The sequence below is a fragment of the Streptomyces sp. NPDC058872 genome, assembly GCF_042743065.1.
In the GTDB taxonomy this organism is placed as follows: Bacteria; Actinomycetota; Actinomycetes; order Streptomycetales; family Streptomycetaceae; genus Streptomyces.
Genome location: NZ_JBHYMK010000081.1, coordinates 1 through 26,738 on the forward strand (window position 1 = coordinate 1; position 26,738 = coordinate 26,738).

Sequence of the window (26,738 nt, forward strand, 5' to 3'; positions counted from 1 at the left end):
ACCGTCCCCCGACGGCGACGGCCGGACCCCCCTCCGGGGTCCGGCCGTCGCCGTGCGTCGCGGGGGAGCGCGGTCAGCTCTTCCCGTCCCACTTGTAGGGATCGAAGACGGTCATGCAGTCCTTGTCGCTGCCGCGGAGGACCTGCGCCCCGTCCGGCAGGTCGCCCTCCTCGTGGGCCGGCTTCTCGTAGACCGTGCCCTCGCGCCAGTCGGCACCGACGACGAGGGTGACGCCCTCGGCCTGCAGGTCGACCCGGACGGCCGAGTCGGGCAGTCCGAGCGCCGTGGCCACGGACTGGGCGTTCGCCTTGCCCTGCTCGCCGTCGGCCTTGGGGTAGCTGACCACGGTGTCCTTGCGGCTGGCCTCCCCGTGGGAGGGTTCCGCCCGGGTGAAGCCCTTGCCCTGCAGGATCTCGGAGACGGTGCGGGCCCGGCCCTCGGCGGCGGGCCCGCCGTCGCTCCCGGTGCCGTTGAGGACCGTCACGGAGAGCGTGCCGGGCGCCTCGGCGGTTGCCTTCGGCTTTGCCGAGGCCGTCGGCTTCGGCTTCGCGTCGGCCGGGTTGCCGTTCTTGTCGAAGGCGACGTCGTCGCGGAGCATCGCGAACATCTTGTCGGCCGAGCTCTTGACCAGGATGTTCTTGTTGTTGTCCTGCGGCCACGGGGCCGTCGGTATGTTCGCCGTGGTGAGGCGGTCCAGCTTCACGTTCTTGAGCTGCATCGCCAGGTCGAAGAGGCTCTTGACGGTGTTGAGCTCGTTGGAGACCTGCAGCGCCTTGGTGGCGGTGTCCGCCAGGCCCATGAGGCGTCCGGTGTCGCTCCAGGCGTTCTGCTGCTGGAGCCGCTCGACCATGCCGTTCATGTACATGTGCTGGGCCTTGGCCCGGTTCTGGTCGCTGCCGAAGGCATGCCGGGTGCGCAGCCACTGGAGCGCCTGCTTGCCCTTGATCTCGGTCGTCCCCTCGGGCAGCTTCAGCCCGGAACCGCCGGGCTGCAGCGGCGTCGGATGGTCGCTCACCCCGCTCTTCACGCAGACCGGGACGCCGCCGACCGCGTCGGCCATGGCCACCACGCCCGCGAAGTCGAGCATGACCCAGTGGTCGATGTAGACCCCGGTGAGGCTCTCCCAGGTGGTGAGGGTGCAGCCGGGACCGCCGCGGCCCAGCGTCTCGTTGATCGGCTGGTTGGTGGTCGCCGGGTAGGTCTCGCTGCCGTCGTCGCTCGTGCACGGGGGGATGGGGACGACCGTGTCGCGCGGGATGGACACCACCGAGGCGTTCTTGCGGTCCGCCGAGACGTGCAGCAGCATCTGCACGTCGGCCAGGGGCTTGTTGTTGCGGAGGTCCTTGCCCCCGCCCAGTGCGACGTTCTTCGCGTCCGCCCGGCTGTCGGAGCCGATCAGCAGGATGTTCAGCGGGGTGTTGCCGAGCGCGTTCGGTGCGGCCTTCTGCACGCCGCTGTTGCCGCCCGCCCGCCCGCCGCTGCGGATGTTGCCGTTGAGGTGCTCGTAGTACAGGTATCCGGCGCCGGCCGTGCCGAGTATCAGCACCGACAGCGTGATCGCCATCCAGCGCAGCACCCGGCGCTTGCCGGTCCTCTTGGCGCGCCGGCGGGCGGCGCGACCCCTCGCGCCCGTACCGTCCCCGGCGCCGTCGCCGCCGGGTCCCCTTCCCCCGCCGCGCCGGCGCGGGGCGCGGGGCGACGGGGCCGCGTCGACCCTCGCGGAGTTCTTCTCGGAAGCTCCGCCGACCGCGTCCTCCTCGGAGGCGCCGCCGACCCGGCCGGGCGCCTCTCCGGTGCCGTGCGGGTCGTCGTCCCGGCCGAATTCACGAGCGCGCGGAACGCGCCTCCGCGTTCCCTCCCCGCGCACGCTGCTCTGTCCCACCCCAGGTCCCCTCGTCAGGCAGGAGTGTGTCAAGTACCCCGTTGTTCGGGGCTACTTGGCACACACCTGTTTGTCAGCTGCTACCTTCTCCAGATTTTCCGGCGCCTTCGCCGGTCCGGTGATGGGCACCCCCGCGCCCTTGAAGTCGGCGCCGAGGACGAGCGTCATGGGCTCGAGCTCCCCGGCGTCCTGAGTGCCCGGCTTGAGGGCCGTGGCCGGCAGCCCCATCAGGTCCGCGAGTTTGCGGGCCTGATCGGCTTGGTTCGGTGCATAGGTGAGCGTGGTCTTCGCCGCCCGCTCGGGGGCGTTGCTCTTGTTGCTGGAGCGGTTGACGCCCTGCTCGTTCTGCAGCCAGTTGATGGTCGCCTGGGCCGCCCCCTGGATGCCGCTGCCGTTGTAGACGTTGACGCGCACCTCGGCCGCGGTGGACCGAGCCCCCTTGAGGAGCGCCGCCTGGGCGTTCTTGGCGTCCTGTTCCTTCTTCTTCACCTCGGTGAGCGAGGTGTCGGACTGGATCATCGCGAACAGCTGCGGCGCCCGGACCGGGTCCGGGACGACCGTCGCCCTGACCTTCTCGGCGGGGTTGTCGATGACCGGAAGGGTCGTGAACGCGATGTTCTTGGTGTCGATCGAGGACAGCTCGCGGGCCAGGGCCTGGAGCTTGGTGAGGGAGCCTATGCCCGAGTCGACGGTGAGCGCGTTCGTCGCCGCGTTGGCGAGGCTGTACAGCTTGGTCGGGTCCGTCAGCGTCTCGTCCGACTTCATCTGGCGGATCATCGAGCTGAGGAACTGCTGCTGGACCTTGATGCGGTCCAGGTCGCTCTCGTTGCCGAAGCTGTGCCGGGTGCGGACGAAGGCGAGGGCCTGTTCGCCCTGGACGATCGATTCGCCGGCGGGGAGCTTCAGGTGGGACTTCGGGTCGTCGACGGCCTTCTCCACGCAGACCTTCACTCCGCCGACGGCCGTGGTCATCTCCTTGACGGCGTTGAAGTCCGCCATCATGAAGTGGTCGATCTGCACGCCGGCCAGTTCCTCGACCGTGCGCATGACGCAACCGGGGTCGCGCCCGTTCTGGCCGAGGCTCACGTTGAACCGGACGTCCGTCTCGGCGGGGATCGTCTTGACGGTCTGGTCGGGCTGGCGCGTCTCGCACTCGGGGATGTCGGTCTTCATGTCGCGCGGGATGGAGAGCGCCGTGGCGTTCGTCCGGTCCTTGGAGACGTGGAAGAGGATCGTGGTGTCGGCGTGGCCCGGGCTGTCCTTGTCGCCGTAGCCGGAGTTTCCCTCGCCGGTCCGCTTGTCGGTGCCGATCAGCAGGATGTTGAACGCCTTGCCCTTGGCGAAGCCGGAGTTGGCGTCCTTTCCGACGACGTCGACGACGTCGAGGTTGTTGTTGAGCTTGTTGTAGAGCATGTACGCGCCCGCGGCGCCGCCCACCAACACGAACGCCATCGTGCCGCCGGTCCAGAGCAGCACCTTCTTCTTGCGGCTCGCACCCTGTTTGCGCTTGCGGCGGCTCTGGGGCGGGACCTGGTCGGCGGCGGGCGGCTCGGGCGCACGGCGGCGGCGCTGGCCGGGGACGGGAGCCTCGGTCGGCGCGTCGGTGGGCGTGGCTCCGGCGGTTCTCCGCGCGCGGACCGGCTCCTGCTGCTGCGCAGCGGAGTGGTCCAGTCGCAGCTCGTAGTTGCCCGTCTGTGGGTTGAGGACCCACTGGTCGGCGGGGTCGATCTCGTCCGCCCGCCCACGGCTGTGCGCATCCACGGTTACTCGAGTCCTCCGTCGGTGCCGCGCGGGGCGCCTCCCCCACAGGGCGCCGCTCTCTCGGTCGTTCGATCCTTGATGGTGCGACCACGCGATCTGCGTGCACCGGATCGCGTCACAGTATCCGCCCAGTTCAGCGCGGGGCGACGTCAGTGACAAATTCCACGCCCCTTACAACCGGGCAATTTGCCCAAACCTCATCGCTCTCCGTGCCTCCCTTGGGCCACGCTTTACTCACACACCCCTTCCGCCGCGTTCCGGCCCGTGAAGGTGGGCGTCGTGGACGGAGTGGGAGTGTCCGCGTCGTCGGGCTTCCCGTCCGTTTCCGGGCCGTTGCCCTTCTTGTCGGCCTCGGGCGTCACCAGGACCGGTTTGTCCTCGCGGAGTTGCTTGAAGAGGGCGCTCGCCGCGGGTTGCACCAGTTCGTCCCGGTTCGGGTTGTACCGGTAGGCCCGCCGCGGCACCGTGAGGAATTGCACCTTCTCCGTCGGGACGGAACGCATAGCCCGCGCCAGGTCGTACAGCTCCCGCAGCGAGTCCAGCCCCGGGTCCGTGGTGATCGCCTTCGTGGCCGCGTCCAGGACCGGGTACAGCTTGGTCGGGTTGAGCAGCACCCCGTTGCTCTGGACCTTGTTGACGAGCGCTCCGAGGAACTGCTGCTGTCGGTCCATGCGTTCCGTGTCGCTGCCGTTCCCGAGCGACTTGCGGGCCCGTACGAAGCCGAGGGCCTGCTCCCCGTGGAGCGTCTGGCGCCCCGTGGGCAGCTTCAGCTTCGCGTCCCGGTCGTCCACGGGCTCCTTCAGGCAGACCTCCACCCCGCCCACGGCGTCCACCATCCGCTTGAAGCCCCGGAAGTCGATCACCATGTGGTGGTCGACCCGGATCCCGGTCAACTTCTCGACGGTGCGGATCGTGCACGCCGTACCGCCGAACTCGTAGGCCCAGTTGAACTGTGCGAACTGCTCCCGGGTCCGGGTCCCGTCCGCCTTGCGGCAGCTCGGGATCGTCACCATCAGGTCGCGGGGGAGCGAGACCGCGGTCGCACTGGTCTTCCCCGCCGCGAGGTGCAGCAGGATCGTCGTGTCGGAGCGCTGGGTCCCCTCGTCCCTGCCGTACGTGCCGTTCCCGGCGCCGGCCCGGGTGTCCGAGCCGATGAGCAGGACGTTCAGGGCGGTCGAGGCGCTCGCCGGCGGACGCTCCGTCGCGTACCGCTCCAGCTCGGCGGCGGCGGTGGTGTCCGTGGTGATGTTGCCGTCGAGCTTCCGGTAGAACCACCAACCGACCCCGGCGGAGACCAACACGACGACCGCGACGCCGAGCGCGGCCCAGCGCAGCCAGTGGCGCCGGCGCGGCTGCTCCGGCTCCCCGGTCACCGCGTCCCCGGTCACCGCGTTCTCCGTCGCCGCGTCCTCCGTTGCCGGGGGATCCGGTTCGGCGGGCGTGCCTGCACGGTCCGTCACGTCTGGGTCCGTCCTTCGGGGCATCGGCGGCACGTCGGGCGTTCAACCGGTCGTAGCAGGAGACGACCGAACCCGACGCATGGTTGTGCGGAAGGAGGGGACTCCCCCCGGCCGATCATGTACCGGAGTCGGCACGCGGACCCCGGAACCCGGCGGGTCGATGGGCCGAACGGGGGGGAACCGATGCCCGGGCGGTGCGGTGCGGGGTGGGACGGGAGCCGGTGCCCGACGGGCCGGTGCCCGGCCCCTGCCGCGGGAGGAGCACGGGCCGGGGCGCACCGGGCGGCGGACGCCGCCTCAGAGGGCGGTGTGCGTCACCCGCTCGCTCTCCACCCGCTTCTCCAACCCCTCGGCGCCCAGGGCGTCCAGATTGCGGCACAGCACCACCGAGCCGCCGGCCGCGAGGGGGGCGTACAACCCCGCCGAGAGCCCCCGCCAGTCCCCGTAGCCGAAGCCGGAGAGCAGCCGGGAGCCGGGAGCGAGCCCGAGGGCCGCCGCGTCCGCCCGGGCCTGTTCGACGAGCTGCGCGGCGCTGTGCTCCGCCCCGTCGACGACGAGGGCCGGGGCCTCCGGGTCGACCGGTACGAACGGGGCGAAGCGGTCGCCCTGGCCCGGCACCTCCACCGCGTAGTCCACGTATCCGGCGGGCGCCACGGGGAAGCGGCGGCCCAACGGAGCGAGGGAGAGCGCGATCCGCTCCCCGGAGCAGGCGAGCCCCGCATCGAGGGCGTCCGGCCCCGCGACCACCAGGTCGGCGTCCGCGGGGTCCCCGCCGACTTCCGCGGTGACCCCCACGGAGGAGCAGGCGAGCAGCCAGACGGCGCTCTGCCAGTGCGCGGGCAGCAACAGCGCGAGCCGGTCGCCGGGGGCGGCGGACAGCTCGCCCTGCAGCAGGTTCGCGGTCTTGGCCACCCAATTGGCGAAGGTGGCGACGGACAATTCCACCCGTTCACCGGTGGCGTCGTCGTAGAAGGTGACCAAGGGGCGTGCGGGGTCCGCGGCGAGCGCGGATCGCAGCAGGTCGGCGGGGGTGCGGTCGCTGGCGTTCACGCCGGACAGGGTACGCGGGCGGGTGCGCGGGGGTCCGCCGTACCGGTGACGGCGTCCTCCGGTCGGACCGGCGGCCCGCCGCTTTCCGTGCGCGCTCCCGACGCGCGGAAAGGCGTGGACATACGCACGATCGGCCCATGCGTGTCTCCTTCACCTCCTCGATCGCCGCCACCTGTGCGGCGGTGCTCGTCCTGCCGGCTTCCCTCGCCGCACCGGCAGCGGCCTCGGTGTTCCCGGTGGCCGCCGCACTTCCCCCGGCCCCCGACCTCCCGGGCGCCACCCAGTCCTTGCCCCTGGTGCCGCTCGGCACCGCCACGCGCGCGCCCGGCGGGGCGCGCGCGGGCGAGCAGGGGCTCACCCGACGCGACGTCAGACCCTTCTCGCTCGTCGGAGTCGTCTGGGACGACCCGGCGGTGCCGCTGCACGGAACCGTGCAGGTCCGCACCCGGGCCACCGGCGACGGAGCCTGGTCGGACTGGCAGGACGTCGAGACCCACAACGAGGACCACGGGGCCGACCCCGACAGTGCCGAGGGCTCCGCACGGGCGCTCCGCGGTTCCACGGCCCCGCTGTGGGTGGGGGATTCGGACGGCGTGGAGATCCGTGTGCGGGGGGCGGAGCTCCTCCCGACGGGCCTGCGGCTGGAGCTGGTGGACCCGGGCGAGGACCCGGCGGAGGGGTCGGAAGCCGCCGCCCCCCGCATCCGCGGCGCGGTCGCCCCGGCCGTGGTGGGGGCGGGCGGAGCGAACGACCGACTGGCTGCGTACGACGGGGCCTGGGTCCCGGCCCTCTCCAAGGAGGAGACGGAGATCACGTTCCGGACCGCGCCGGGGCAGGAGGCGGTGCAGTCCGCCGCGGCGCAGCCGTACATCGGCCCCCGCCCCAAGATCATCACCCGAAAGGGGTGGGGGGCGGACGAGCGGATCCGAGAGGCGGGCTTCGTCTATACGAAGACCATCAAGACGGCCTTCGTCCACCACAGCGCCACCGGCAACAACTACACCTGCAGCCAGGCCCCCTCCGTCCTGCGCAGCATCTACCGCTACCACGTCAAGAGCAGCGGCTGGCGGGACATCGGCTACAACTTCGCCGTCGACAAGTGCGGAAACATCTACGAGGGCAGGGCCGGTGGCGTGGCCAAGCCGGTCCGCGGCGCACACACCCTCGGCTTCAACAACGACAGCATGGGCGTCGCCGTCCTGGGCACCTTCACCAGCAGCAACCCGCCGGCCGCCGTTCTGACCGCCGTCGCGCGCCTGACGGCCTGGAAGCTCGGGCTGCACGGGGTGAACCCCAAGGGGACCGCGTCCCTCGTCTCAGGGGGTGGAAACCTCTACAAGAAGGGCACGAAGGTACGGTTCAACACCATCGCCGGACACCGCGACGGATTCGCGACGGAGTGTCCCGGCGGCCGTCTGTACGACAAGCTCGGCACCGCCCGCACCAGCTCCGCGAAGTACCAGGGAAGGAGTTGATGGCGTCGTGGAAGCAACCATCTGCATAAACTGACCGGTCATATCGCACGGACGACCGAGACGGGCGAGCTGACCGGCCCCGAACAGGAAGCAGAGACGACAAGGTGACAGAAGCGATCCTCCTGGTCGGTGGCAAGGGCACACGGCTGCGACCCCTCACGGTCAACACGCCCAAACCCATGGTCCCGGCGGCGGGCGTCCCCTTCCTGACCCATCAGCTGGCCCGTGCCCGCGCCGCCGGCGTCGAGCACATCGTGCTCGCCACCTCCTACCTGGCCGAGGTCTTCGAGCCGCACTTCGGTGACGGCTCCTCGCTCGGCCTCAGCCTGGAGTACGTCACCGAGGAGGAACCCCTCGGCACCGGGGGAGCGATCCGCAACGTGGCCTCCCGGCTGCACTCGGCCCCCGACGACCCCGTCCTCATCTTCAACGGGGACATCCTCACCGGGCTCGACATCCAGGCCCTCGTCGCCACCCACTCCGACTCCGGCGCGGACGTCTCGCTGCACCTCACCCGCGTCGAGGACCCGCGCGCCTTCGGGCTCGTCCCCACGGACCCCACCGGGCGCGTCACGGCCTTCCTGGAGAAGCCGCAGACGCCGGAGGAGATCGTCACCGACCAGATCAACGCGGGCGCCTACGTCTTCCGGCGTTCGGTCATCGACACCATCCCGACCGGGCGGCCCGTCTCCGTCGAGCGGGAGACCTTCCCGGAACTCCTGTCCTCCGGAGCCCACCTCCAGGGCATGGTCGACTCCACGTACTGGCTGGACCTCGGCACCCCGCAGGCCTTCGTGCGGGGCTCCGCCGACCTGGTCCTCGGCCGCGCCCCCTCCCCGGCGGTCCCGGGCCGCTGCGGCGACCGCCTGGTCCTCCCGTCGGCGCGGGTCGCCCCCGACGCCAAGCTGACCGGCGGCACGGTGGTCGGCGCGGACGCGGTGGTCGGCGAAGGCGCCCGGGTGGCCGGCTCCACGCTGCTGGCCGGAGCGGTCGTGGAACCCGGCGCGGTGATCACCGACTCCCTGATCGGCGCGGGTGCCCGCATCGGCGCCCGCACGGTCGTCAGCGGCGCCGTCATAGGCGACGGCGCCCAGGTGGGCCCGGACAACGAACTCCGCGAGGGCGTCCGCGTCTGGTGCGACGCCATCCTCCCGGCGGGCGCGGTCCGCTTCTCCTCGGACCAGTAACCGCGCCGGACCGGTAACCGCGCCGGCGATCCGGCGTTCCCCGCCGGTCCGGTCCGGTCCGGTCCGGTCCGGTCCAGGCGGGGCGGTCCTGTCCTGTCCTGTCCTGTTCGGGCGGACGCGCACGGCGACCGCCCGAGGGGCCGCGCAGGGGCACCGGTCCGTCCGTCCCGGGGGTCCGCGCGGCGACACCCGGCTACGCTCGTGGCCATGGCCGGCCGCTTCGCACCCAGAACCACGCGCACCACGGTCCGCGGCGGCCACGTCCCCGCACCCGTCGCCACGGACGCCCCGCTGGACCTCGGCCTCACCCTCGGCCCGCTCCGCCGCGGCCCCGCCGACCCCACCTTCCGGGTGACCCGGGACGGCTCGGTCTGGCGGGTCAGCCGCACCCCGGACGGCCCCGGCACCCTACGGGTCCGGCTCGACGGGGGACGGGCCGCGGGCGAGGCCTGGGGCCCGGGCGCGCCCTGGTTGCTGGACCGCCTCCCGGCGCTCCTCGGCGCCGAGGACGATCCGACCGCCTTCGTCCCCCGCCACAAGCTGCTCCTGGCGACCCACCGCCGCCGTCCCGGCCTGCGCCTCACCCGCACCGGCCTGGTCCTGGAGTCGCTGATCCCGTCGATCCTGGAACAGAAGGTCACCACCCACGAGGCCTACGGGGCCTGGCGCCTGCTGGTGCGCAAGTACGGCGAGCCGGCCCCCGGCCCCGCCCCCGACGGCATGTACGCGATGCCGGACGCCCGCACGTGGACGCAGATCCCCTCCTGGGAGTGGCACCGCGCGAACGTCGACGGCAAGCGCTCGGCGACGGTCGTCCGCGCGGCCCGGGTGGCGGCCCGGCTGGAGGAGGCCGCGCACATGGACCCGCCGGCGGCCCGCAAGCGCCTGGAACTGGTCCCGGGCATCGGCCCGTGGACGAGCGCGGAGACCGTCCAGCGCAGCAACGGAGCCCCGGACGAGGTCACCACGGGCGACCTGCACCTGCCGGGCATCGTCGGCTGGGCGCTCGCGGGCGACCGTACGGCGGACGACGGGACGATGCTGGAGCTCCTGGCCCCCTACCAGGGCCAGCGCCACCGTGCGGCCCGGCTGATCCTGCTCAGCGGTCGCGTGCCGCCCCGCCGGGCTCCCCGCCGGACGCCCGGCAACATCGCGGCGCTCTAGCGGCGCTCCGGGCGTCACGGCCGCGGCGCCGGCCACCGCCGTGACGGGGGAGCGGCGCCCACCGGTCGCCGGTCCGCCTCAGCGCACCTCGATGAACTCCGCGGCCGGGCGCGCCGGCCGTGCCTTCGGCGCCGCCGCCGGGTGGCCGATCGCCACTGCGCCCATCGGGTCCCAGTCGTCCGGCAGGCCCAGGACGTCCCGCACCACGTCCCGACAGAACATCGTGGAGGACACCCAGGCCGAGCCGAGCCGTTCACCGGCGAGCGCCACCAGGAAGTTCTGCACGCCCGCGCCCGCCGCGACCACGAACATCTCGCGCTCGGCGGCGTCCCGGCGCGCGTCGCCGTAGTGGTGGGAGCCGTCCGTGACGAGGCACGGCACGGCCAGGTACGGCGCGTTGCGCAGCACGTCCCCGCGCCGGACCCGCCGGGCGACGGACTCCTCCGACTTCCCGTCCCTCCGCAGGTCCGCGATCCACGCCTCCCGCATCGCGTCGAGCAGCCGCGTCCGGGCCCCCGCCGACTCCAGGAGCACGAACCGCCACGGCGTGGTGTGGTGCGGCGCCGGCGCCGTCACGGCCGCGGCGACCGCCCGCCGGACCGCACCGGGGTCGACCGGCTCCGCGGTGAACTCCCGTACGGTCCGCCGCAGCGTCACCGCCTCCCGCACGGCCTCCGAGGTCCCGAGCCGGAACATGTCGTCGGCGGCCCCGCGCACGAGTGCCCGGGCGCCCGGCTCCCCGTCCCCGGCGACCACGTGCGGCAGCCCCCGGACGACGGCCACCGGCCGTCCGGCCGCCTTGCCCTTCACCAGGTCACCGGCGGCGGCGAGTTCATCGGCGGTGGCGACCACGGTCGCGCCCAGCGGATTGCCGTGCGCGTCGGTCCCACCGCGCAGGTCGTCGAGGACCCGCACCCCGGCCGCCCCGATCGCCACGTCGGTGAGCCCGCTGCGCCACGGCCGCCCGAAGGTGTCCGTGACGACCACGCCGACGTCGACGCCCAGCGCCTCGCGCAGCCCCGAGCGGATGCGCCGCGCCGAAGCGTCGGGGTCCTCGGGCAGCAACAGCACGGTGCCGGGAGGGGTGTTGGAGGCGTCCACCCCGGCAGCGGCCATGACGAGCCCCTGCCGGTTCTCGACGATGCGGAGGGTGCCGCGCCGAGCCACCACCCGTACCGTCTCGGCGTCGATGGCCTCCTCCCGGTCGTCGGCGGTCACCATCCGGCCCTCGGCCTTGCTCACGACCTTCGACGTGACCAGCAGCACGTCACCGTCCGCCAGCCCGGGCGACACGGAGGCGATCAGCTTGGCCAGATCGTCCCCGGCCGTGACCTCGGGCAGCCCGGACGGTGCCCACACCCGGTACTCGGCGGCGGAGGCCGAGGGGGTGCCGGGGGCGTCACCGGACCCGGGAACCGTCACCCGCGCACCTCCTCGGCCAGCGCCAGCGCCTCGCGCGCCATCGCGGCCGTCGCGTCCGCGTCCGTCATCATCAGCGGTACCGCACGGCAGGCGACGCCCGCCCCCTCGACCTCCGCGACCGCGCCCGCGTCGACCGTGTCGACGAGCCAGCCGTCGATGAGTCCGGCGCCGTAGTGGAGGGCGACCGCGGCCGCCGTGGATGCGACGCCCACCGCGGCGAGCACCTTGTCCGCCATGCCGCGCACGGGCGCGTCACCGACGATGGGGGAGAGCCCCACCACCGGCGCCCCGGCGGCGGCGACCGCCTCGCGGATCCCGGGAACGGCCAGGATCGTCCCGATGCTCACCACCGGATTGGACGGCGGGAAGAGGATGACGTCCGCACCGGCGATCGCCTCCAGGACTCCGGGTGCGGGCTTCGCCGCCTCCGCCCCGACCGGCACGACGGCCTTGGCGTCCACGGCGGCGCGCAGCTTCACCCAGTACTCCTGGAAGTGCACCGCGCGCTGCTCGCCGTCCACCTCGATCGCCACGTGCGTCTCGACGCGGTCGTCGGACATGGGGAGCAGCCGCACTCCGGGCTGCCAGCGGGCACAGAGCGCCTCGGTCACGGCGCTCAACGGATAGCCGGCGCCGAGCATCTGGGTGCGGACGATGTGGGTGGCGAAGTCCCGGTCGCCGAGGCCGAACCACTCGGGCCCCACCCCGTACGCCGCGAGCTCCTCCTTGACGGTGAAGGACTCGTCCGTGCGTCCCCAGCCCTGTTCCTCGTTGATGCCACCGCCGAGGGTGTACATCACCGTGTCCAGGTCGGGGCAGACCTTCAGCCCGAAGAGATGGATGTCGTCACCGGTGTTGCCGATGACCGTGATCTCCGCGTCCGGCGCGGCCTGCTTGAGGCCGCGAAGGAAACGGGCACCACCGATGCCGCCGGCCAGAACCACAATGCGCATGCGGTGCAGTCTCTCAGGAGACGGCGGCGCCCCGGGCGGCCGGGGCGGGCGTGACCGCGGTGCACTGGGACCGGAGCGACTCGTGCATCGGCATGTCGGTCAGTCCGGGGAAGTAGACGTGCAGGCTGACGGCCGGTTCGAGGGAGTCGTTGACGACCTCGTGGACGTACCCGGGGGCGAACACCCGCTGGGCTCCGGCGCCGAGCGTCCGCGCCCCCCGGTCCGTACGCTCCGTCAGCTCGCCCTCCAGGACGGTCAGCACGCCGGAGGAGGGGCCGTGGTCGTGGAGCCCGCTGCCCTGGCCGGGCACCCAGGAGAGCAGCCACACCTCGTAGCCGGTCGGGACCTCCTCCGCGGGGCCGGAGCCGGGGTTCGGGGGAACGGCGCGCAGCCGGTGGTACCAGCGGGTGGTGGCGTCGTACTCGACGTAGGGCGCCCACTGGGAGCGGTCCGCGGCAATGGCGCGGGCGAGGCCGACGAACTCGGCCACGGTGACGGGGTGGGCGCGCTCGGGCTGGAGGAGGTGCGGGACCTCGAGGATGTCGCCGGCGATCTGAAGGTCGCTGTCCATGTTCATGGGTGGGGAGGTTCCTCAGCAGAAACAGAAGCGGTGGGGTCACGGGAGGGAGGTGACGCGGGTGACGCAGGGTGACGCTGGGGGAAGGAGCTGGAGCCCTACGGCATCAACAGCTGGAACAGCAACAGCAACAGCGCGCCTGGACAGCGCGGCGGAACCCACGGCTGTGGGTCGCGGAGGGCGCTGCGGTCGCTGGCATGGCATCAAAGGTGGCCGCAGCAATACCCGACTGTCAACCCAATGACCGTTTTGGGGGTAATGTTTCACCTCATCCGGTTACCGTGCCTGGAGAAAGGTTTGTTCAGTCGCGGACCAGGAGAGATGGCGCTTCGATCGTGCCCGAGGGGCGAGGGAAGCGTGATCAGACTGTGATCCGGATCGCTTCCCCGGCCGGATCGCAACAAGATCGAAGCCTTCGACGTCCTCCCTCTTGAAGGTCGCACGATGCGGTCAGGCCGGTGGCATGTGTCAGGTTTTTGGTGATTTGAACACTTTCCGCATAGGCTTGGTTCCGCAGAGTGAATACGAGGCCCAATAGCAGATCTCGGCTTGACTCGCACAGAGCACAAACTTGTAATTTCACTCGTGTCGTTCGGCCGGGTTCGCCCCGGCACCACCACGGGGACGCACAGAACAGACGAGGGGCGCACATGACCGAGTTGTTCCAGGAACTGCTGGTCGAGGACGCGGACGAGGAACTCGGCTGGCAGGAGCGCGCACTGTGCGCCCAGACCGATCCCGAGTCCTTCTTCCCCGAGAAGGGCGGTTCGACCCGCGAGGCGAAGAAGGTCTGCCTCGCCTGCGAAGTCCGCTCCGAGTGCCTTGAGTACGCCTTGCAGAACGACGAGCGGTTCGGCATCTGGGGCGGCCTCTCCGAGCGCGAGCGGCGTCGACTGAAGAAGGCCGCCGTCTGAGCGGCATCCGGCTCCGGACCCCGTCCGGGCCCCCGTGCGCCAGCGCACGCACCGGCACCGAGCGGAGCGGTCCGCCTCCCGGGTCCTGACAGGGGAGGCGGACCGCTCCGCTCTGCGTCGGCCCCCGGCCCTCCGGTTGCCTCCGGCCCCGGCCCTGCTCCGCCCGTCCGCGTCCTGCGCCCGGCCCTGCTCCGCCCGTCCGCGTCCTGCGCCACGGGAGCCGCCCGTCCCGCGCCACCGGGATCGCCCGATCCGATCGCCCCGGAGCGCCCGCCCCGGAGCACGCGCTGTGGGGCGACCCCTCCGGCCCGACCCCGATCGCGGGCCGACTGTCCACAGGGCGGCGGACCGCTCCGCGTACAGCCGTTAGTGTGGGCCTCCGTCCGAGACGCACCCCCACGCCCCCCGCGGGCGACCCCGGCCGGAGGGCCCGTAGCTCGATGTCCTCAACTCCTGAGTTTCCGCGACACGTCGTCACCGCCGTGCTCGTCACCCACGACGGCGCCCGCTGGCTGCCCGACGCCCTCGCCGGGCTGTTGGCCCAGGAGCGCCCCGTGCAGAACGCGGTCGCGGCCGACACCGGCAGCGCCGACGACTCGGCGCAGCTCGTCGCCGACGCCATCGGAGCCGACCGCGTCCTTCACCTGGCGCGCCGCACCGGCTTCGGCGCCGCCGTCGAGGAGGCCGCCCACACCGCGCCCGTGCTCGGACCCGAGGACCTTCCCTACCTGAAGCGCCCCAGCGGCTGGGACCCCGTCAGCCGCACCTGGAACGACGAGGCGTACGACCTCCCGGACCTCCCGCACGGCGAACCGGTCCAGTGGCTCTGGCTCCTCCACGACGACTGCGCCCCCGAGCCCGGCGCCCTCGCCGAACTCCTGCGCGTCGCCGACGCCGACCCCGACGCCGCGGTCATCGGCCCCAAGCTCCGCGGCTGGTACGACAGGAAGCAGCTCCTCGAAGTCGGCGTCAGCATCGCCCGCAGCGGACGCCGCTGGACCGGACTCGACCGCCGCGAACAGGACCAGGGCCAGCACGACCAGGTGCGCTCCGTCCTGTCCGTCTCCACCGCCGGCATGCTGGTCCGCCGCGACGCCTTCGAGGAACTCGGCGGCTTCGACCGGCGCCTCCCCCTGATGCGCGACGACGTCGACCTGTGCTGGCGCGCCCATGCCGCCGGCTTCCGCGTCCTCGTCGCCCCCGACGCCGTCCTGCGGCACGCCGAGGCGTCCGCCCGCGAGCGCCGCAGCGTCGACTGCGCGGGGCGCACCGCCGCCAACCCGCACCGCGTCGACAAGGCCGGTGCCGTCCACACCCTCCTCGCCAACACCCGGGGCAGGGCCCTGCCCTACGTCTTCCTGAGGCTCGTCCTCAGCACCCTGCTCCGCACCCTCGGCTACCTCGTCGGCAAGGCCCCCGGACAGGCGGTGGACGAGGTCATGGGCCTCCTCGTCACCCTGCTGCGCCCCGAGAAGATCCTTGCCGCCCGCAAGCGCCGGAAGAACCCCGCCGTCCCCGCGGGCGAACTCCGCCCGCTCTTCCCGCCGCCGGGCGCCACCCTCCGCGCCACCGTCGAGCAGGTCGCCTCCCACTTCGGCAGCAGCGAAACCGACACCGGCGGTTCCCGCCACGGCGTCGTCGAGTCCGGACCCGGCGACGAGGACGCCGACTACCTGGAGGTCGAGCAGTTCGCCCGGCTCAAGAAGATCGCCCGCAAGCCCGGTCCGGTCCTCTTCGCCCTGCTCCTCCTCGTCTCCCTGGTCGCCTGCCGGAACCTCTTCGCCGGCGGTTCGCTCGCCGGCGGCGCCCTGCTCCCCGCCCCGGACACCGTCTCCGGACTCTGGTCGCGGTACGCCGACGCCTGGCACCCCATCGGCGCCGGCGGCACCCAGGGCGCCCCGCCCTACCTCGCCGTCCTGGCCGCGCTCTCCGCGCTGTTCCTCGGCTCCACCTCCACCGCGCTGACCCTGTTGCTGGTCTGCTCGGTCCCCCTGGCGGGCTTCACCGCGTACTTCGCCGCCCGCGGCATCGTCGAGTCCAGCCTGCTGCGCGCCTGGGCCGCCATCGCGTACGCCTTCCTGCCCGCCGCCACCGGTGCCCTCGCCGCCGGCCGGCTCGGCACCGCCGTCCTCGCGGTCCTGCTCCCGCTGATCGCCCGAGCAGCCGTCGCCGCCCACGGCTTCAACCGACCGGACCGGGGCAGCTGGCGCGCCACCTGGGCGTACGCCTTCCTGCTCACCTTCGCCATGGCGTTCACCCCGATCGTCTGGCCGCTCGCCGTGCTCCTCGGCCTGGGCGTGCTCGCCGTGCGCAGGGACGACATCACGGCGTACGGGCTCCGCTTCCTGGCCGCCGTCGGCACTCCTCTGCTGGTCCTCGCGCCCTGGTCGATCGCCCTCCTCACCGACCCCGGCGCCTTCCTGCGCGAGGCCGGCCTCGACGTCCGCACGGGCACGGCGAGCACACTGGAACTGCTGGGCACCAGCCCCGGCGGGCCCGGCACCCTCGGCGGCCTCCTGTTCATCGGCCTCGTCCTCGCCGCCCTCGCCGGGCTCCTGCGCGAGGAGCGCGCGTTCGCCGTCCGTGCTGCCTGGGCCGCGGCCCTCGCCGGGCTCCTCTTCGCCGCCCTCAGCAACGGTGCGGGCGGCACCGGCTGGGCCGGACCCGCCACCCTGGTCTACGGCGCCGCCCTGATCGCTGCCGGAACCATCGGCGCCGAAGGCGGTCGCACCCGCGTCGCCGCCCACGGCTTCGGCTGGCGTCAGCCCGTCGCCGCCCTGATCGCCCTCGCCTGTGCCCTCGGCCCGGCCGTCGCCGCCGTCGGCTGGATGATCGGCGGCGCCGACGGCCCGCTGACCCGGCGGGACCCGGTCCAGGTCCCGGCCTTCGTCGCCGAGGAGAGCGGCACCCGCGACCAGCCCCGCACCCTCGTCCTCGGCGGCAGCGCGCCCGGCAAGGTCGCCTACACCCTGGTCCGCGGTTCCGGCGCCCGCCTCGGCGACGCCGAACTGACCGCCGGTGCCGAAGCGGCCCCCCGCCTCGACGAGGTCGTCGCCCGGCTCGTCGCCGGTTCCGGCGCCGACCAGACGCAGGAGCTCAGTGGCTACGCCATCCGTTACGTCCTGGTGCGGGACGGGGCACCGCGCCAGATGAGCCGGGTCCTCGACGCCACCCCCGGGCTCAGCCGGCTCAGCCAGCTCGACGGCAGTGCGCTCTGGCGCGTCGACCGAGAGATCGCCCGGATCATGATCGTCCCGCCGGTCGCCAAGGGCACCGCACCGGACGGGGGCGAGGCGGAGGCCGCCGCCCCGCTCGCCGTCGCCGCCGGTCCCGTCGAAGCGCACACCGAGGTCCCGGCCGGCCCCGCCGGTCGCGTCCTGCGCCTCGCCGACCGCGCCGCCGAGGGCTGGACCGCCACCCTCGATGGCAAGGAGCTGAAGGGCACCACCGTCGACGGCTGGGCGCAGGGCTTCGAACTCCCCGCCCAGGGGGGCCGCCTCGACCTCACGTACGAGGCACCCCTCACCCACACCGCATGGATCTGGGCCCAGGCCGGTCTCGCCGTCGTGCTCCTCGTCCTCGCCCTGCCCGGCCGCCGCCGCCAGATCGACGACGACCTGCCGGAGGAGGAGCTCGCGATCCCCGCCCAGGCGACCGAGGGCGACGGCCGTCGCGCCCGCCGGCTGCGCGCCGCCGCGGAGGCGGAGGCCGCCGGTGCCCCCGGGTTCCCGCAGGGCGAACCGGCCCCGATCCCGGAGCAGCCCTCCCACCAGCCCCGGAACCCGGAGCGGGAGGGGAGCGACGGATACGCCCCGGCCTACGAGCCGGCCCCGCAGCAGCCCCAGGACGGGACGTACGCCGACCAGGACTACTACCGGGACTACGCGGCGGACCCCTACCAGCAGCAGTCCTACGCGTACCCCCAGCACGGCTACGACCAGCAGCCCTACCCGGAGCAGGGCTACGAGCAGGTGCAGCAGTACGACCAGCAGCAGTACGACCAGCAGCAGTACGACCGGTCCCAGCAGTACGACCCGTACGGCTACGAGTACGGGTACCCCCAGGGCCACGAGACCGAGCAGCGTCCCGACGGGAGCAGCAACCAGTGAAGCGCACGTCCCTCTCCCTGATCGCGGGCGCCACGGCCCTCGCCGCCGTCACCGGTTTCGCGGCCCTCACCGCTCCGGACGGCGCCGCCGCCCCCGGGGCGACGGCCACCACGCGTCTGCCGGTGGAACGCGTCGGCCTCGCCTGCCCGGTGCCCAGCACCTCGGAGGTCGCCGAGACGCTCTACACCTCGTACACGCCGACGGCGGGCAAGGAGACGGGTTCCCCGGCCGGCTCCGCCAAGACCGCACAGCCGACGGCGCTGCTCCGCGCCGCCGTGGGTGCGACGACCGCAGACGGCGCCACCGGGAGCGGCAAGAAGTCCAAGGAGCCCAAGGTCCCGGCCACCGTGACCGCCCCCGGAAAGCCCGTCGCCGTCCAGGTCGACGGCGGTGCCGCCCCCGCCCTCATCGGCACGGCCACCGGCACCCTCGCCCCCGGCTGGACCGTCCAGCAGACCAGCATGGTCCCGGCCGGTGGCGCACGCGGTCTCCGCGGCCTCGCCTGTGCAGCCCCCGACACCGACTTCTGGTTCCCGGCCGCCTCCACGGCCAAGGAACGCCAGGACTACCTCCACCTCACCAATCCCGACGACACCGCGGCCGTCGTCGACATCGAGCTGTACGGCCCCGAGGGCGTCCTCAAGTCCCAGTTCACCGAAGGCATCCCGGTCCCCGCCCGCTCCACCGTCCCGGTCCTCCTCTCCACCCTCACCGGAGAGGCCGCGCAGCGGGACGTCACCGTCCACGTCAGCACCCGCAGCGGACGCGTCAGCGCCGCGGTCGCCGTCGCCGACGACAAGCTCGGCAGCGACTGGCTCGCCGCCGCGACCGACCCGGCGAGCAGCGCCGTGCTCCCCGGCATCCCGGCCGACGCCACCTCGGTGCGGCTGGTGGCCTTCGCCCCCGGCGAGGACGACGCCGACCTCAAGGTCCAGCTGGTCACCACGACCGGGACGATCGTGCCGGCAGGGGCCGACTCCCTGCACGTGAAGTCCGGCATGACGGCCGCCGTCGACCTGCCCGAGCTCACCCGCGGCGCGGTGGGCTCCCTGCTGCTCACCCCGAGCGACCCGAAGAAGCCGACCCCGGTCGTGGCGGCGCTCCAGGTCGTCCGGGGCAAGGGCGAGAAGACCGAGATCGCGTTCGTCCCGGCGACCGCCGCCGTCTCCGCGCGGGCGACGGTCGCCGACAACCGCGCCAAGGCGTCGACCCTCTCGCTGACCGCTCCGGCCGCCGACGCCCAGGTCAAGGTCACGGCCTCGGCCGGCTCCGGGGCGGGCGCGCCGGTGTCCAAGACGGTCACCGTCAAGGCGGGCACGACGACGGTCCTGCCCGATCTGGTGCCCGCGGGGCTCAAGGGCTCCTACGCGCTGACCGTCGAGCCGGTCTCCGGGGGCAAGGTGTACGCGGCGCGGACGCTCGCCGTTCCGGAGGACGGCATCCCGATGTTCACCGTCCAGACCTTCGTCGACGACCGCGGCACGGTCGAGGTGCCGACCGCCCACCAGGACCTCGGCGTACTCGGCTGACGTACGGCCCGGGCCCGTGCCGACCGGAGCGTCGGGCCCGCCGGGTGACCGGATCCGTTCGTCCTAGTCCTGTCCGTAGCGGGGATCGATCGATTCGGGCGAGAGGCCGAGGAGTTCCGCAACTTGTTCCACGACCACCTCGTGGACCAACAGGGCCCGCTCGTCACGGCTCTTCGAGCGCAGTTCGACCGGCCGCCGGTAGACGACCACCCGGGCCGGCTCGTTCTTCTCCGCCGGTACCGAACCGCCCAGCGGCACGGTCTCGCCCGACACCACCGGCGGCACCTCCATCACCATGAAGTCGACGTCCGCCAACTGGGGCCAGCGGCGCTCGAGCCGCTCCACCGAGTCGAGGACCAGGTCACGGAAGGTGTCGGACCGGCTCGCGGAGAGCGGTACCTGCGGCGGAGCGACCGGCCCCCGCATCCCGCGGCCGTGCCGGTCGCGGCGACGGGCCCGCGGCTCCGTCGGGGGCTCCGTGGGACGGTGCGAAGGGCTCGGCGGCACAGGACTCTCCATCACTGACGCAGCGTAACCCCCATCCGTCCCACCGCACCGTGGCGCATCCTCGCCACCTTTCCCCGTCCGTCCGCGCCCCGTCCCCCCGCCTTGTCGAAACCTGAACGTTCCGGCCAACCGGGTGCACGATTCGACCGGCCGTGACGATCGGCCATCTGGCCCTGCTTGACCGGATTTGCATCTCAAGGTGTCTGAATACCCCCCTACCCCCACCCCCCTGCCCTTCCTCCTCCGCAGGTCAGGACGGCCACCGCGCGAGGGCGCGTGGCGGAGGTCACATCGCGACACGGTGGAGTGACCTGAGGGAGAGTCGTCGCGGCCCGCTCAAGAGTGCGGTACCGTCCAACGTCGTGAGCCCTGTACGTCGCTGTTCGCGCACTGCGTGCGGCCGCCCTGCCGTCGCGACACTGACGTACGTCTATGCCGACTCGACTGCGGTCCTCGGCCCGCTCGCCACCTACGCCGAGCCCCACTGCTACGACCTGTGCGCCGAGCACGGTGAGCGCCTGACCGCACCCCGCGGCTGGGAAGTGGTGCGGCTCTCCGACGGATCCGCCCCCACCCGCCCCAGCGGCGACGACCTCGAAGCGCTGGCCAACGCCGTGCGGGAGGCGGCGCGCCCCCACGAGCGCAAGGCCGAGGCCGGCGGCAAGGGCGGCACCGGACGCGGCGGCGACCCCATGGAGGTCGGACGCCGCGGCCACCTGAGGGTCCTGCGGTCCCCCGACAACTGACGGCAACCGGCCACCGGCCGCGGACCTCCGGGCCCGCACCTCCGGTCTGCGGGTAGCTTTGGCGTTCCGCACACGCGCCGCACACGCGTGCCGAGAACTCAGGAGGGTGGATCCGTGACCGTCGATCTGTCGCAGATCGTGAAGGCGTATGACATCCGCGGAGTGGTACCCGACCAGTGGGACGAGACGCTCAGCGAGCTCTTCGGCGCGGCCTTCGTCCGGGTGACGGAGGCGGACGCGATCGTCGTCGGCCATGACATGCGCCCCTCGTCGCCGGGCCTCGCGGCGGCCTTCGCACGCGGCGCGGCCCGCCTCGGCGCCGACGTCACCCTCATCGGGCTCTGCTCCACGGACCAGCTGTACTTCGCCTCCGGCAGCCTCGGCCTGCCCGGCGCCATGTTCACGGCCTCCCACAACCCGGCCCAGTACAACGGCATCAAGATGTGCCGTGCCGGTGCCGCCCCCGTGGGCCAGGACACCGGCCTCGCCGACATCCGCGCCCTCGCTCAGCAGTGGTCGCGGACGGGCGCCCCGGAGGCCGCGCCACGGACGGGCGAGATCAGCGAGCGCGACACCCTGGCGGACTACGCCGCACACCTGAAGTCCCTGGTCGACCTCACCGCGATCCGCCCCCTGAAGGTCGTCGTCGACGCGGGCAACGGCATGGGCGGCCACACCGTCCCCACCGTGCTCGGGGGACTCCCGCTCGACGTCGTCCCGATGTACTTCGAGCTCGACGGCACCTTCCCGAACCACGAGGCCAACCCGCTCGACCCGAAGAACATCGTCGACCTCCAGGCCCGCGTCCGCGCCGAGGGCGCCGACCTCGGCCTCGCCTTCGACGGCGACGCCGACCGCTGCTTCGTCGTCGACGAGCGCGGCGAGCCGGTCTCCCCGTCCGCGATCACGGCCCTCGTCGCCGCACGCGAGCTGGCCAAGAACCCCGGTGGAACGATCATCCACAACCTGATCACCTCCTGGTCCGTGCCCGAGGTCGTCCGCGAGCAGGGCGGCCAGCCGGTCCGCACCCGCGTCGGCCACTCCTTCATCAAGGAGGAGATGGCGAAGACCGGGGCGATCTTCGGCGGCGAACACTCCGCGCACTACTACTTCAAGGACTTCTGGAACGCGGACACGGGCATGCTCGCCGCGCTCCACGTCCTCGCGGCCCTCGGCGGCCAGCAGGGCACCCTGTCCGACCTGGTCTCGGCCTACGACCGGTACGCCGCCTCGGGCGAGATCAACTCGACCGTCGCCGACCAGGCGGCGAGCACCGCCAAGGTCAAGGCGGCCTACGCGGACGAGGACGGCGTCGCCTTCGACGAGCTCGACGGCCTCACGGCGACGGCGGAGGACTGGTGGTTCAACCTCCGCGCCTCCAACACGGAGCCGCTGCTCCGCCTCAACGTCGAGGCCCGCGACGAGGCCACCATGGCCAAGGTCCGCGATGCGGTCCTCGCCCTGGTCCGGGCGACCGACTGACCCCGCCGATCCGCCGGGGAACGGGGGCGCCCCCCGTTCCCCGGCGGTAGGCTGACCTGGCCCTATCCATTTGTTCGAAGGGAAACCCCATGCCGCTCGAAGCCGGCCTCCTGGAGATCCTGGCCTGCCCGGCCTGTCACGCTCCGCTGAACGACCGCACGGCGGACGAGACCCCCGAACTGATCTGCAGCAGCCCCGACTGCGGCCTCGCCTACCCGGTGCGCGACGGCATCCCGGTCCTGCTCACGGACGAGGCCCGCCGCCCGGCCTAGGCCACCGGCAGCCCCGGCGAGCCCCGGAGGCACCCCGGAGGCCCCGGGAGGTCCACGCATCCGCGACCGCGCCGGTACGAGCCCCTCCGGAGGCACGACCGCCCCGGACGGGCACCCCACGAGAAGACCCGGAGCTCCGGGCCCTCGGGGGCACGGGCGGCGCGGACGGGAACGGAACGGCCCGGGCGCACACCACCAGGACCCGCCCCTCCCGCGAACGCCCCGCACGACACGCACCACAGGGACCCCGCTCCGACGACCGGAGGCACCGCACATGCTCGACGAGACCCTCCTCGACGCCCCGGACGACCTCGCCCTGGCCGACCGCCGTGGCCTTCTGCGCGGCGCCGCCGAGGCCGGCGCACGGGTTCGGACCGCAGCCCGCCACGCAGCCGAAGCCGGCATCGCCGACCTCCGCCCGGAAGGCCGCCCCCGTGCGGTCCTCGTCGCGGGGCCCGGCACCGCCGCCGCAGCCGTCGCGGACCTGATCGGCGCACTCGCCGGAAGCTCGGCCCCCGTCGCACGACTCCAGCCGACCGGCGTCGCCCCGGCGGCGGGCGCCCTCCGCTGGGCCCTGCCGGGCTGGGCGGGCTCCGTCGACCTGCTGCTGCTCCCGACCACCGACGGTTCGGAGCCCGGCCTCGCCCTCCTCGCGGAGCAGGCCTACCGCCGCGGCATCACCGTCGTCGCCGTCGCCCCCAAGGCCTCCCCGCTCGCCGAAGCGGTCAACGGCTCGCACGGCCTGTTCGTCCCGATGGCGATCGCCCCGAACGAAGCCCCCGACGAATACGCCGAGAGCATCGCGGCCAGCCCGGGCGCACTCTGGGCCCTGTTCACCCCCCTGCTCGCGCTGCTGGACCGCGTCGGCCTCATCGAGGCGCCACCGGAGGCACTGGAGAAGGTCGCCGACCGCCTCGACCACGCGGCCGAGCGCTGCGGGCCGGCCATCGCCACGTACGGCAACCCGGCGAAGACCCTCGCCGCCGAGCTCGCGGACACGCTCCCGCTGATCTGGACCGAAGGCTACGCAGCGGGCCCGGCCGGCCGCCGCTTCGCCGCCGTGCTCGCCGAACTCGCCGGCCTCCCCGCACTCGCCGCGGAACTCCCGGAGGCGCTACCGGCACACGGAGTCCTCCTCGCCGGTGACTACGCGGCCGGCGCGGACCCGGACGACTTCTTCCGCGACCGCGTGGAGGAGCCACAAGCCCTCCGCGCACGCGTGGTCCTGCTCCGCGACCGTCCGACGGGCGGCCTGACCGCCGCCCCGGCCGCCCGTGAACTCGCCCTCGGCCACGAAACGGCCATCAGCGAACTCGAACCGGAGGAGGGCAGCGACCTGGAGAGCCTCGCCGAACTGCTCGCGGTCACCGACTTCGCGGCCGTCTACCTGGCCCTGACCACCCAGGCCCGCACCGCCCGCTAGGGACGCACCGGCGCCCCGCACCCCCACCAGGGCGCCCCTTTTCCCACCAGTACCCCACCCGCCCCACGGGCACCCCGCCCCACCGGCATCCCGCCCCGCGCACCCCGTCCACCGCCCCGTCACCCATTCGCCCACCGCCCCGTCACCCCTCCGTCATCCGATCCCTGTCATCTGTCTCCCGACACTCCGCACCATCCGTCACGACCCCGAGGAGCTGGCAGGCACCATGGACCGCCTCGTCAACACCGTCCGCCCCTATGCCTGGGGGTCCACGACGGCCATCCCGGAACTGCTCGGAACCGCCCCCACCGGCGAGCCCCAGGCCGAGATGTGGATGGGCGTCCATCCCGGAGCCCCCTCCCTCACCGAGCGCGGCCCGCTGAACGCACTCATCGCCGCCGACCCCGTACGCGAACTCGGCGAGCCCACCGTCGAGAAGTTCGGCCCGCAACTCCCCTTCCTGCTGAAACTGCTGGCCGCGGGCGCCCCGCTCTCCCTCCAGGTCCACCCCGACCCGACCCAGGCCAAGGCCGGGCACGCGGCCGAAGAGGCCGCCGGCATCCCGGTCGACGCCCCACAGCGCACCTACAAGGACGCCAACCACAAGCCCGAGCTGATCTGCGCCCTCACTCCCTTCGAGGGACTGTGCGGCTTCCGGCCCCCGGCCGAAGCCGCCGACCTCATCGCGGCCCTCGGGGTCGACTCGCTCAAGCCCTATGTGGACCTGCTCCACGCCCACCCCGAAGAGGCAGCGCTCCGCGAGGTCCTCACGGCCCTGCTCACCGCCGACCACACCGAGATGGCGCACACCGTCGCCGAGGCCGCCGCCGCCGCCGAGGCACTCGGCGGAGCCCACGCGCCGTACGCGACCCTCGCCCACCACTACCCGAGCGACCCCGGCGTCATCGCGGCCATGCTGCTCCACCACGTCCGGCTGCAGCCCGGCGAAGCCCTCTACCTCGGCGCCGGCGTCCCGCACGCCTACATCGAGGGACTCGGCGTCGAGATCATGGCCAACTCCGACAACGTGCTGCGCTGCGGCCTCACCCCGAAGCACGTCGACGTTCCCGAACTCCTCCGGATCGTCCGCTTCGAACCGGTGATCGACCCCGGTGTCCTGCGTCCCGAGGCCTCGCCCTCCGGCGAGGAGGTCTACGAGACCCCGATCGACGAGTTCCGCCTCTCCCGCTTCGTCCGTGCCGAGGGCGCCGCCCCGACCGACCTCACCGTCCCCACCCCCCAGATCCTGCTGGCCGTCGCCGGCCGCCCGACAGCGGGCGAGATCCCCCTCGGGCCCGGCGAGTCCGTCTTCGTACCTGCGGGCGAGACCGTCGAACTGACCGGAGCAGGAACGGTGTTTCGCGCGACCGTCGCGGCCTGATGCGAGAATGACCGGCCGAACCGCGGCGATCGAGCCGGAGCACCGACGAAGGGATCCCACACACCCATGAGCGCGTCAGGCGGAACCAAGGCGATCGTGGCGGCCCTCGCCGCCAACCTCGCGATCGCCGTAGCCAAGTTCGTGGCCTTCCTCTTCAGCGGTTCGTCCTCGATGCTCGCCGAGAGCGTGCACTCCGTCGCCGACTCCGGTAACCAGGGCCTCCTGCTCCTCGGGGGCAAGAAGGCCCAGCGCGAGGCCACCCCGCAGCATCCCTTCGGCTACGGGCGCGAGCGCTACATCTACGCCTTCCTCGTTTCGATCGTGCTCTTCTCCGTCGGCGGCATGTTCGCCGTCTACGAGGGCTACGAGAAGATCAAGCACCCGCACGAGATCGAGGCCTGGTACTGGCCGGTCGGCGTCCTCCTCTTCGCGATCGTCGCCGAGGGCTTCTCCTTCCGCACCGCCATCAAGGAGTCGAACGAGATCCGCGGCGGCCTGTCCTGGAAGGACTTCATCCGCCGCGCCAAGGCCCCCGAACTCCCGGTCGTCCTCCTGGAGGACTTCGGCGCCCTCGTCGGCCTCGTCCTCGCCCTCGGCGGCGTCGGCCTGGCCCTGCTCACCGGCAACGGAGTCTGGGACGGCATCGGCACCCTCTGCATCGGCGTCCTGCTCATCCTGATCGCGATCGTGCTCGCCGCCGAGACCAAGTCACTGCTGCTCGGCGAGGCCGCCGGCGTCGACGAGGTCAAGAAGATCGAAGCCGCCGTCGTCGACGGCGAGACCGTCACCCGCCTGATCCACATGCGCACGCTCCACCTCGGCCCCGAAGAGCTCCTCGTCGCGGCCAAGGTCGCCGTTCAGCACGACGACACGGCCACCGAGGTCGCGAACGCCATCAACGCGGCAGAGGAGCGCATCCGCGCCGCCGTCCCGATCGCCCGGGTCATTTACCTGGAGCCCGACATCTACAGCGAGGCGGCCGCCTCCGCGGGCCGGAACCCGGCCAAGGCGCCGGGCGGCTCCGACCACTGACCGGGGCGCGAACCGGGACCCCTCGGAGCCGCACGCATCGACGTTCCGCCCCGGCCCGCCTCCTCCGCGACTCGATGTGGACTGTGGCCTCCGCGCCGACCGGTGTAGATTCGTGACCAGCCAGACGTCGCTGCTGATGGCGGTCGGGCGGTCCATGGACCGTCCGAGGGAGAGAGGGCCTCCGACGACGGCACCGAGGAAGCGCCCGGGCATTCGTGTGTCCGGGGACCGCACCCCGGTGTCAGGCACCTCAACCGACCCTTGCACTCGCAGACACGAGGAGCAGCCCAGTCATGACGACTGTCACCCACCACGACTTCAAGGTCGCCGATCTGTCCCTGGCCGCGTTCGGCCGCAAGGAGATCACGCTGGCCGAGCACGAGATGCCCGGTCTGATGTCGATCCGCCGTGA

21 protein-coding genes are annotated in these 26,738 nt (G+C 72.9%); 13 read left to right on the forward strand and 8 right to left on the reverse strand.

Annotation, left to right across the window (positions count from 1 at the left end):
* Positions 1-73: 73 nt before the first annotated feature.
* The 4 genes from ACFW22_RS32605 to ACFW22_RS32620 form a co-directional block, all read right to left on the reverse strand.
* Entirely contained in the window at positions 74-1,882 is a 1,809-nt protein-coding gene (locus ACFW22_RS32605; RefSeq protein ID WP_386411714.1) for an LCP family protein, read from the reverse strand.
* Positions 1,883-1,933: 51 nt separating this feature from the next.
* Positions 1,934-3,643, reverse strand: a complete 1,710-nt coding sequence (locus ACFW22_RS32610) for an LCP family protein (RefSeq protein ID WP_386411716.1) — start codon at positions 3,641-3,643, stop codon at positions 1,934-1,936.
* Between the two features lie 230 nt (positions 3,644-3,873).
* The gene (locus tag ACFW22_RS32615) at positions 3,874-5,103 is read right to left on the reverse strand and encodes an LCP family protein (protein WP_386411718.1); all 1,230 of its coding nucleotides are present in this window, start codon (positions 5,101-5,103) and stop codon (positions 3,874-3,876) included.
* Between the two features lie 297 nt (positions 5,104-5,400).
* Positions 5,401-6,153, reverse strand: coding sequence for a TIGR03089 family protein (locus ACFW22_RS32620; protein WP_386411720.1), 753 nt, complete (start codon positions 6,151-6,153; stop codon positions 5,401-5,403).
* 137 nt (positions 6,154-6,290) lie between these two features.
* On the opposite strand from ACFW22_RS32620, the gene ACFW22_RS32625 reads away from it, so the two are divergent.
* From ACFW22_RS32625 to ACFW22_RS32635, 3 genes are all read left to right on the forward strand, one after another.
* Complete coding sequence (locus ACFW22_RS32625) at positions 6,291-7,628, forward strand: peptidoglycan recognition protein (RefSeq protein WP_386411722.1); 1,338 nt, start codon at positions 6,291-6,293, stop codon at positions 7,626-7,628.
* Between the two features lie 104 nt (positions 7,629-7,732).
* Complete coding sequence (locus tag ACFW22_RS32630; protein WP_386411724.1) at positions 7,733-8,815, forward strand: sugar phosphate nucleotidyltransferase; 1,083 nt, start codon at positions 7,733-7,735, stop codon at positions 8,813-8,815.
* 207 nt (positions 8,816-9,022) lie between these two features.
* Positions 9,023-9,979 (forward strand): DNA-3-methyladenine glycosylase family protein, encoded by a 957-nt coding sequence (locus tag ACFW22_RS32635; RefSeq protein ID WP_386411728.1) that lies wholly within the window; start codon positions 9,023-9,025, stop codon positions 9,977-9,979.
* A gap of 78 nt (positions 9,980-10,057) precedes the next feature.
* Here the strand turns inward: ACFW22_RS32635 and ACFW22_RS32640 are convergent, their stop codons facing one another.
* Genes ACFW22_RS32640 through ACFW22_RS32650 form a run of 3 tightly spaced genes read right to left on the reverse strand, consistent with a single transcriptional unit; the run spans position 10,058 to position 12,931 of the window.
* Positions 10,058-11,401 carry a coenzyme F420-0:L-glutamate ligase gene (locus tag ACFW22_RS32640; protein ID WP_386411730.1) on the reverse strand — a complete coding sequence of 448 codons (1,344 nt, stop codon included), beginning with the start codon at positions 11,399-11,401 and terminating at the stop codon, positions 10,058-10,060.
* Positions 11,398-12,354 (reverse strand): 2-phospho-L-lactate transferase, encoded by a 957-nt coding sequence (gene cofD / locus ACFW22_RS32645; protein ID WP_386411732.1) that lies wholly within the window; start codon positions 12,352-12,354, stop codon positions 11,398-11,400. Before cofD ends, ACFW22_RS32640 begins: the two co-directional genes overlap by 4 nt.
* Before the next feature lie 13 nt (positions 12,355-12,367).
* Entirely contained in the window at positions 12,368-12,931 is a 564-nt protein-coding gene (locus ACFW22_RS32650) for a cysteine dioxygenase (protein ID WP_386411734.1), read from the reverse strand.
* Between the two features lie 650 nt (positions 12,932-13,581).
* On the opposite strand from ACFW22_RS32650, the gene ACFW22_RS32655 reads away from it, so the two are divergent.
* The 3 genes from ACFW22_RS32655 (at position 13,582) to ACFW22_RS32665 (ending at position 19,483) form a co-directional block, all read left to right on the forward strand.
* A complete protein-coding gene (locus ACFW22_RS32655) occupies positions 13,582-13,845 on the forward strand; it encodes a WhiB family transcriptional regulator (protein ID WP_015033978.1) in 264 nt (87 codons plus the stop codon).
* Between the two features lie 440 nt (positions 13,846-14,285).
* A complete protein-coding gene (locus ACFW22_RS32660) occupies positions 14,286-17,954 on the forward strand; it encodes a glycosyltransferase (RefSeq protein WP_386411735.1) in 3,669 nt (1,222 codons plus the stop codon).
* Complete coding sequence (locus ACFW22_RS32665; protein WP_386411737.1) at positions 17,951-19,483, forward strand: DUF5719 family protein; 1,533 nt, start codon at positions 17,951-17,953, stop codon at positions 19,481-19,483. The genes ACFW22_RS32660 and ACFW22_RS32665 overlap by 4 nt, the downstream gene beginning before the upstream one ends.
* 63 nt (positions 19,484-19,546) lie before the next feature.
* On the opposite strand, the gene ACFW22_RS32670 is transcribed toward ACFW22_RS32665, so the two are convergent.
* A complete protein-coding gene (locus tag ACFW22_RS32670) occupies positions 19,547-20,002 on the reverse strand; it encodes a metallopeptidase family protein (RefSeq protein ID WP_386411750.1) in 456 nt (151 codons plus the stop codon).
* Between the two features lie 299 nt (positions 20,003-20,301).
* Between ACFW22_RS32670 and ACFW22_RS32675 the strand changes: the two genes are divergently transcribed.
* The 7 genes from ACFW22_RS32675 to ACFW22_RS32705 all read left to right on the forward strand — a co-directional run.
* Positions 20,302-20,736, forward strand: coding sequence for a DUF3499 domain-containing protein (locus tag ACFW22_RS32675; RefSeq protein WP_386411752.1), 435 nt, complete (start codon positions 20,302-20,304; stop codon positions 20,734-20,736).
* Positions 20,737-20,850: 114 nt separating this feature from the next.
* On the forward strand, positions 20,851-22,218 hold the full coding sequence (locus ACFW22_RS32680) for a phosphomannomutase/phosphoglucomutase (protein WP_386411739.1): 1,368 nt from the start codon (positions 20,851-20,853) through the stop codon (positions 22,216-22,218).
* Between the two features lie 89 nt (positions 22,219-22,307).
* The gene (locus ACFW22_RS32685; protein WP_384885358.1) at positions 22,308-22,490 is read left to right on the forward strand and encodes a Trm112 family protein; all 183 of its coding nucleotides are present in this window, start codon (positions 22,308-22,310) and stop codon (positions 22,488-22,490) included.
* A 274-nt stretch (positions 22,491-22,764) separates the two neighbouring features.
* Positions 22,765-23,913, forward strand: coding sequence for an SIS domain-containing protein (locus tag ACFW22_RS32690; RefSeq protein WP_386411742.1), 1,149 nt, complete (start codon positions 22,765-22,767; stop codon positions 23,911-23,913).
* 226 nt (positions 23,914-24,139) lie between these two features.
* Complete coding sequence (gene manA / locus ACFW22_RS32695) at positions 24,140-25,294, forward strand: mannose-6-phosphate isomerase, class I (protein ID WP_386411744.1); 1,155 nt, start codon at positions 24,140-24,142, stop codon at positions 25,292-25,294.
* A gap of 66 nt (positions 25,295-25,360) precedes the next feature.
* On the forward strand, positions 25,361-26,326 hold the full coding sequence (locus ACFW22_RS32700; protein ID WP_386411746.1) for a cation diffusion facilitator family transporter: 966 nt from the start codon (positions 25,361-25,363) through the stop codon (positions 26,324-26,326).
* 215 nt (positions 26,327-26,541) lie between these two features.
* A partial coding sequence (locus ACFW22_RS32705) for an adenosylhomocysteinase (protein ID WP_386411748.1) occupies positions 26,542-26,738 on the forward strand: 197 nt, incomplete at its 3' end.

Bases quoted from the DNA above. Each gene is read 5' to 3' on its own strand.
- ACFW22_RS32690 (WP_386411742.1), top strand. From the start codon at position 22,765: ATGCTCGACGAGACCCTCCTCGACGCCCCGGACGACCTCGCCCTGGCC.
- ACFW22_RS32700 (WP_386411746.1), top strand. From the start codon at position 25,361: ATGAGCGCGTCAGGCGGAACCAAGGCGATCGTGGCGGCCCTCGCCGCC.
- cofD (WP_386411732.1), bottom strand. From the start codon at position 12,354: ATGCGCATTGTGGTTCTGGCCGGCGGCATCGGTGGTGCCCGTTTCCTT.
- ACFW22_RS32660 (WP_386411735.1), top strand. From the start codon at position 14,286: ATGTCCTCAACTCCTGAGTTTCCGCGACACGTCGTCACCGCCGTGCTC.
- manA (WP_386411744.1), top strand. From the start codon at position 24,140: ATGGACCGCCTCGTCAACACCGTCCGCCCCTATGCCTGGGGGTCCACG.
- ACFW22_RS32670 (WP_386411750.1), bottom strand. From the start codon at position 20,002: ATGGAGAGTCCTGTGCCGCCGAGCCCTTCGCACCGTCCCACGGAGCCC.
- ACFW22_RS32655 (WP_015033978.1), top strand. From the start codon at position 13,582: ATGACCGAGTTGTTCCAGGAACTGCTGGTCGAGGACGCGGACGAGGAA.
- ACFW22_RS32635 (WP_386411728.1), top strand. From the start codon at position 9,023: ATGGCCGGCCGCTTCGCACCCAGAACCACGCGCACCACGGTCCGCGGC.
- ACFW22_RS32685 (WP_384885358.1), top strand. From the start codon at position 22,308: ATGCCGCTCGAAGCCGGCCTCCTGGAGATCCTGGCCTGCCCGGCCTGT.
- ACFW22_RS32625 (WP_386411722.1), top strand. From the start codon at position 6,291: ATGCGTGTCTCCTTCACCTCCTCGATCGCCGCCACCTGTGCGGCGGTG.
- ACFW22_RS32650 (WP_386411734.1), bottom strand. From the start codon at position 12,931: ATGAACATGGACAGCGACCTTCAGATCGCCGGCGACATCCTCGAGGTC.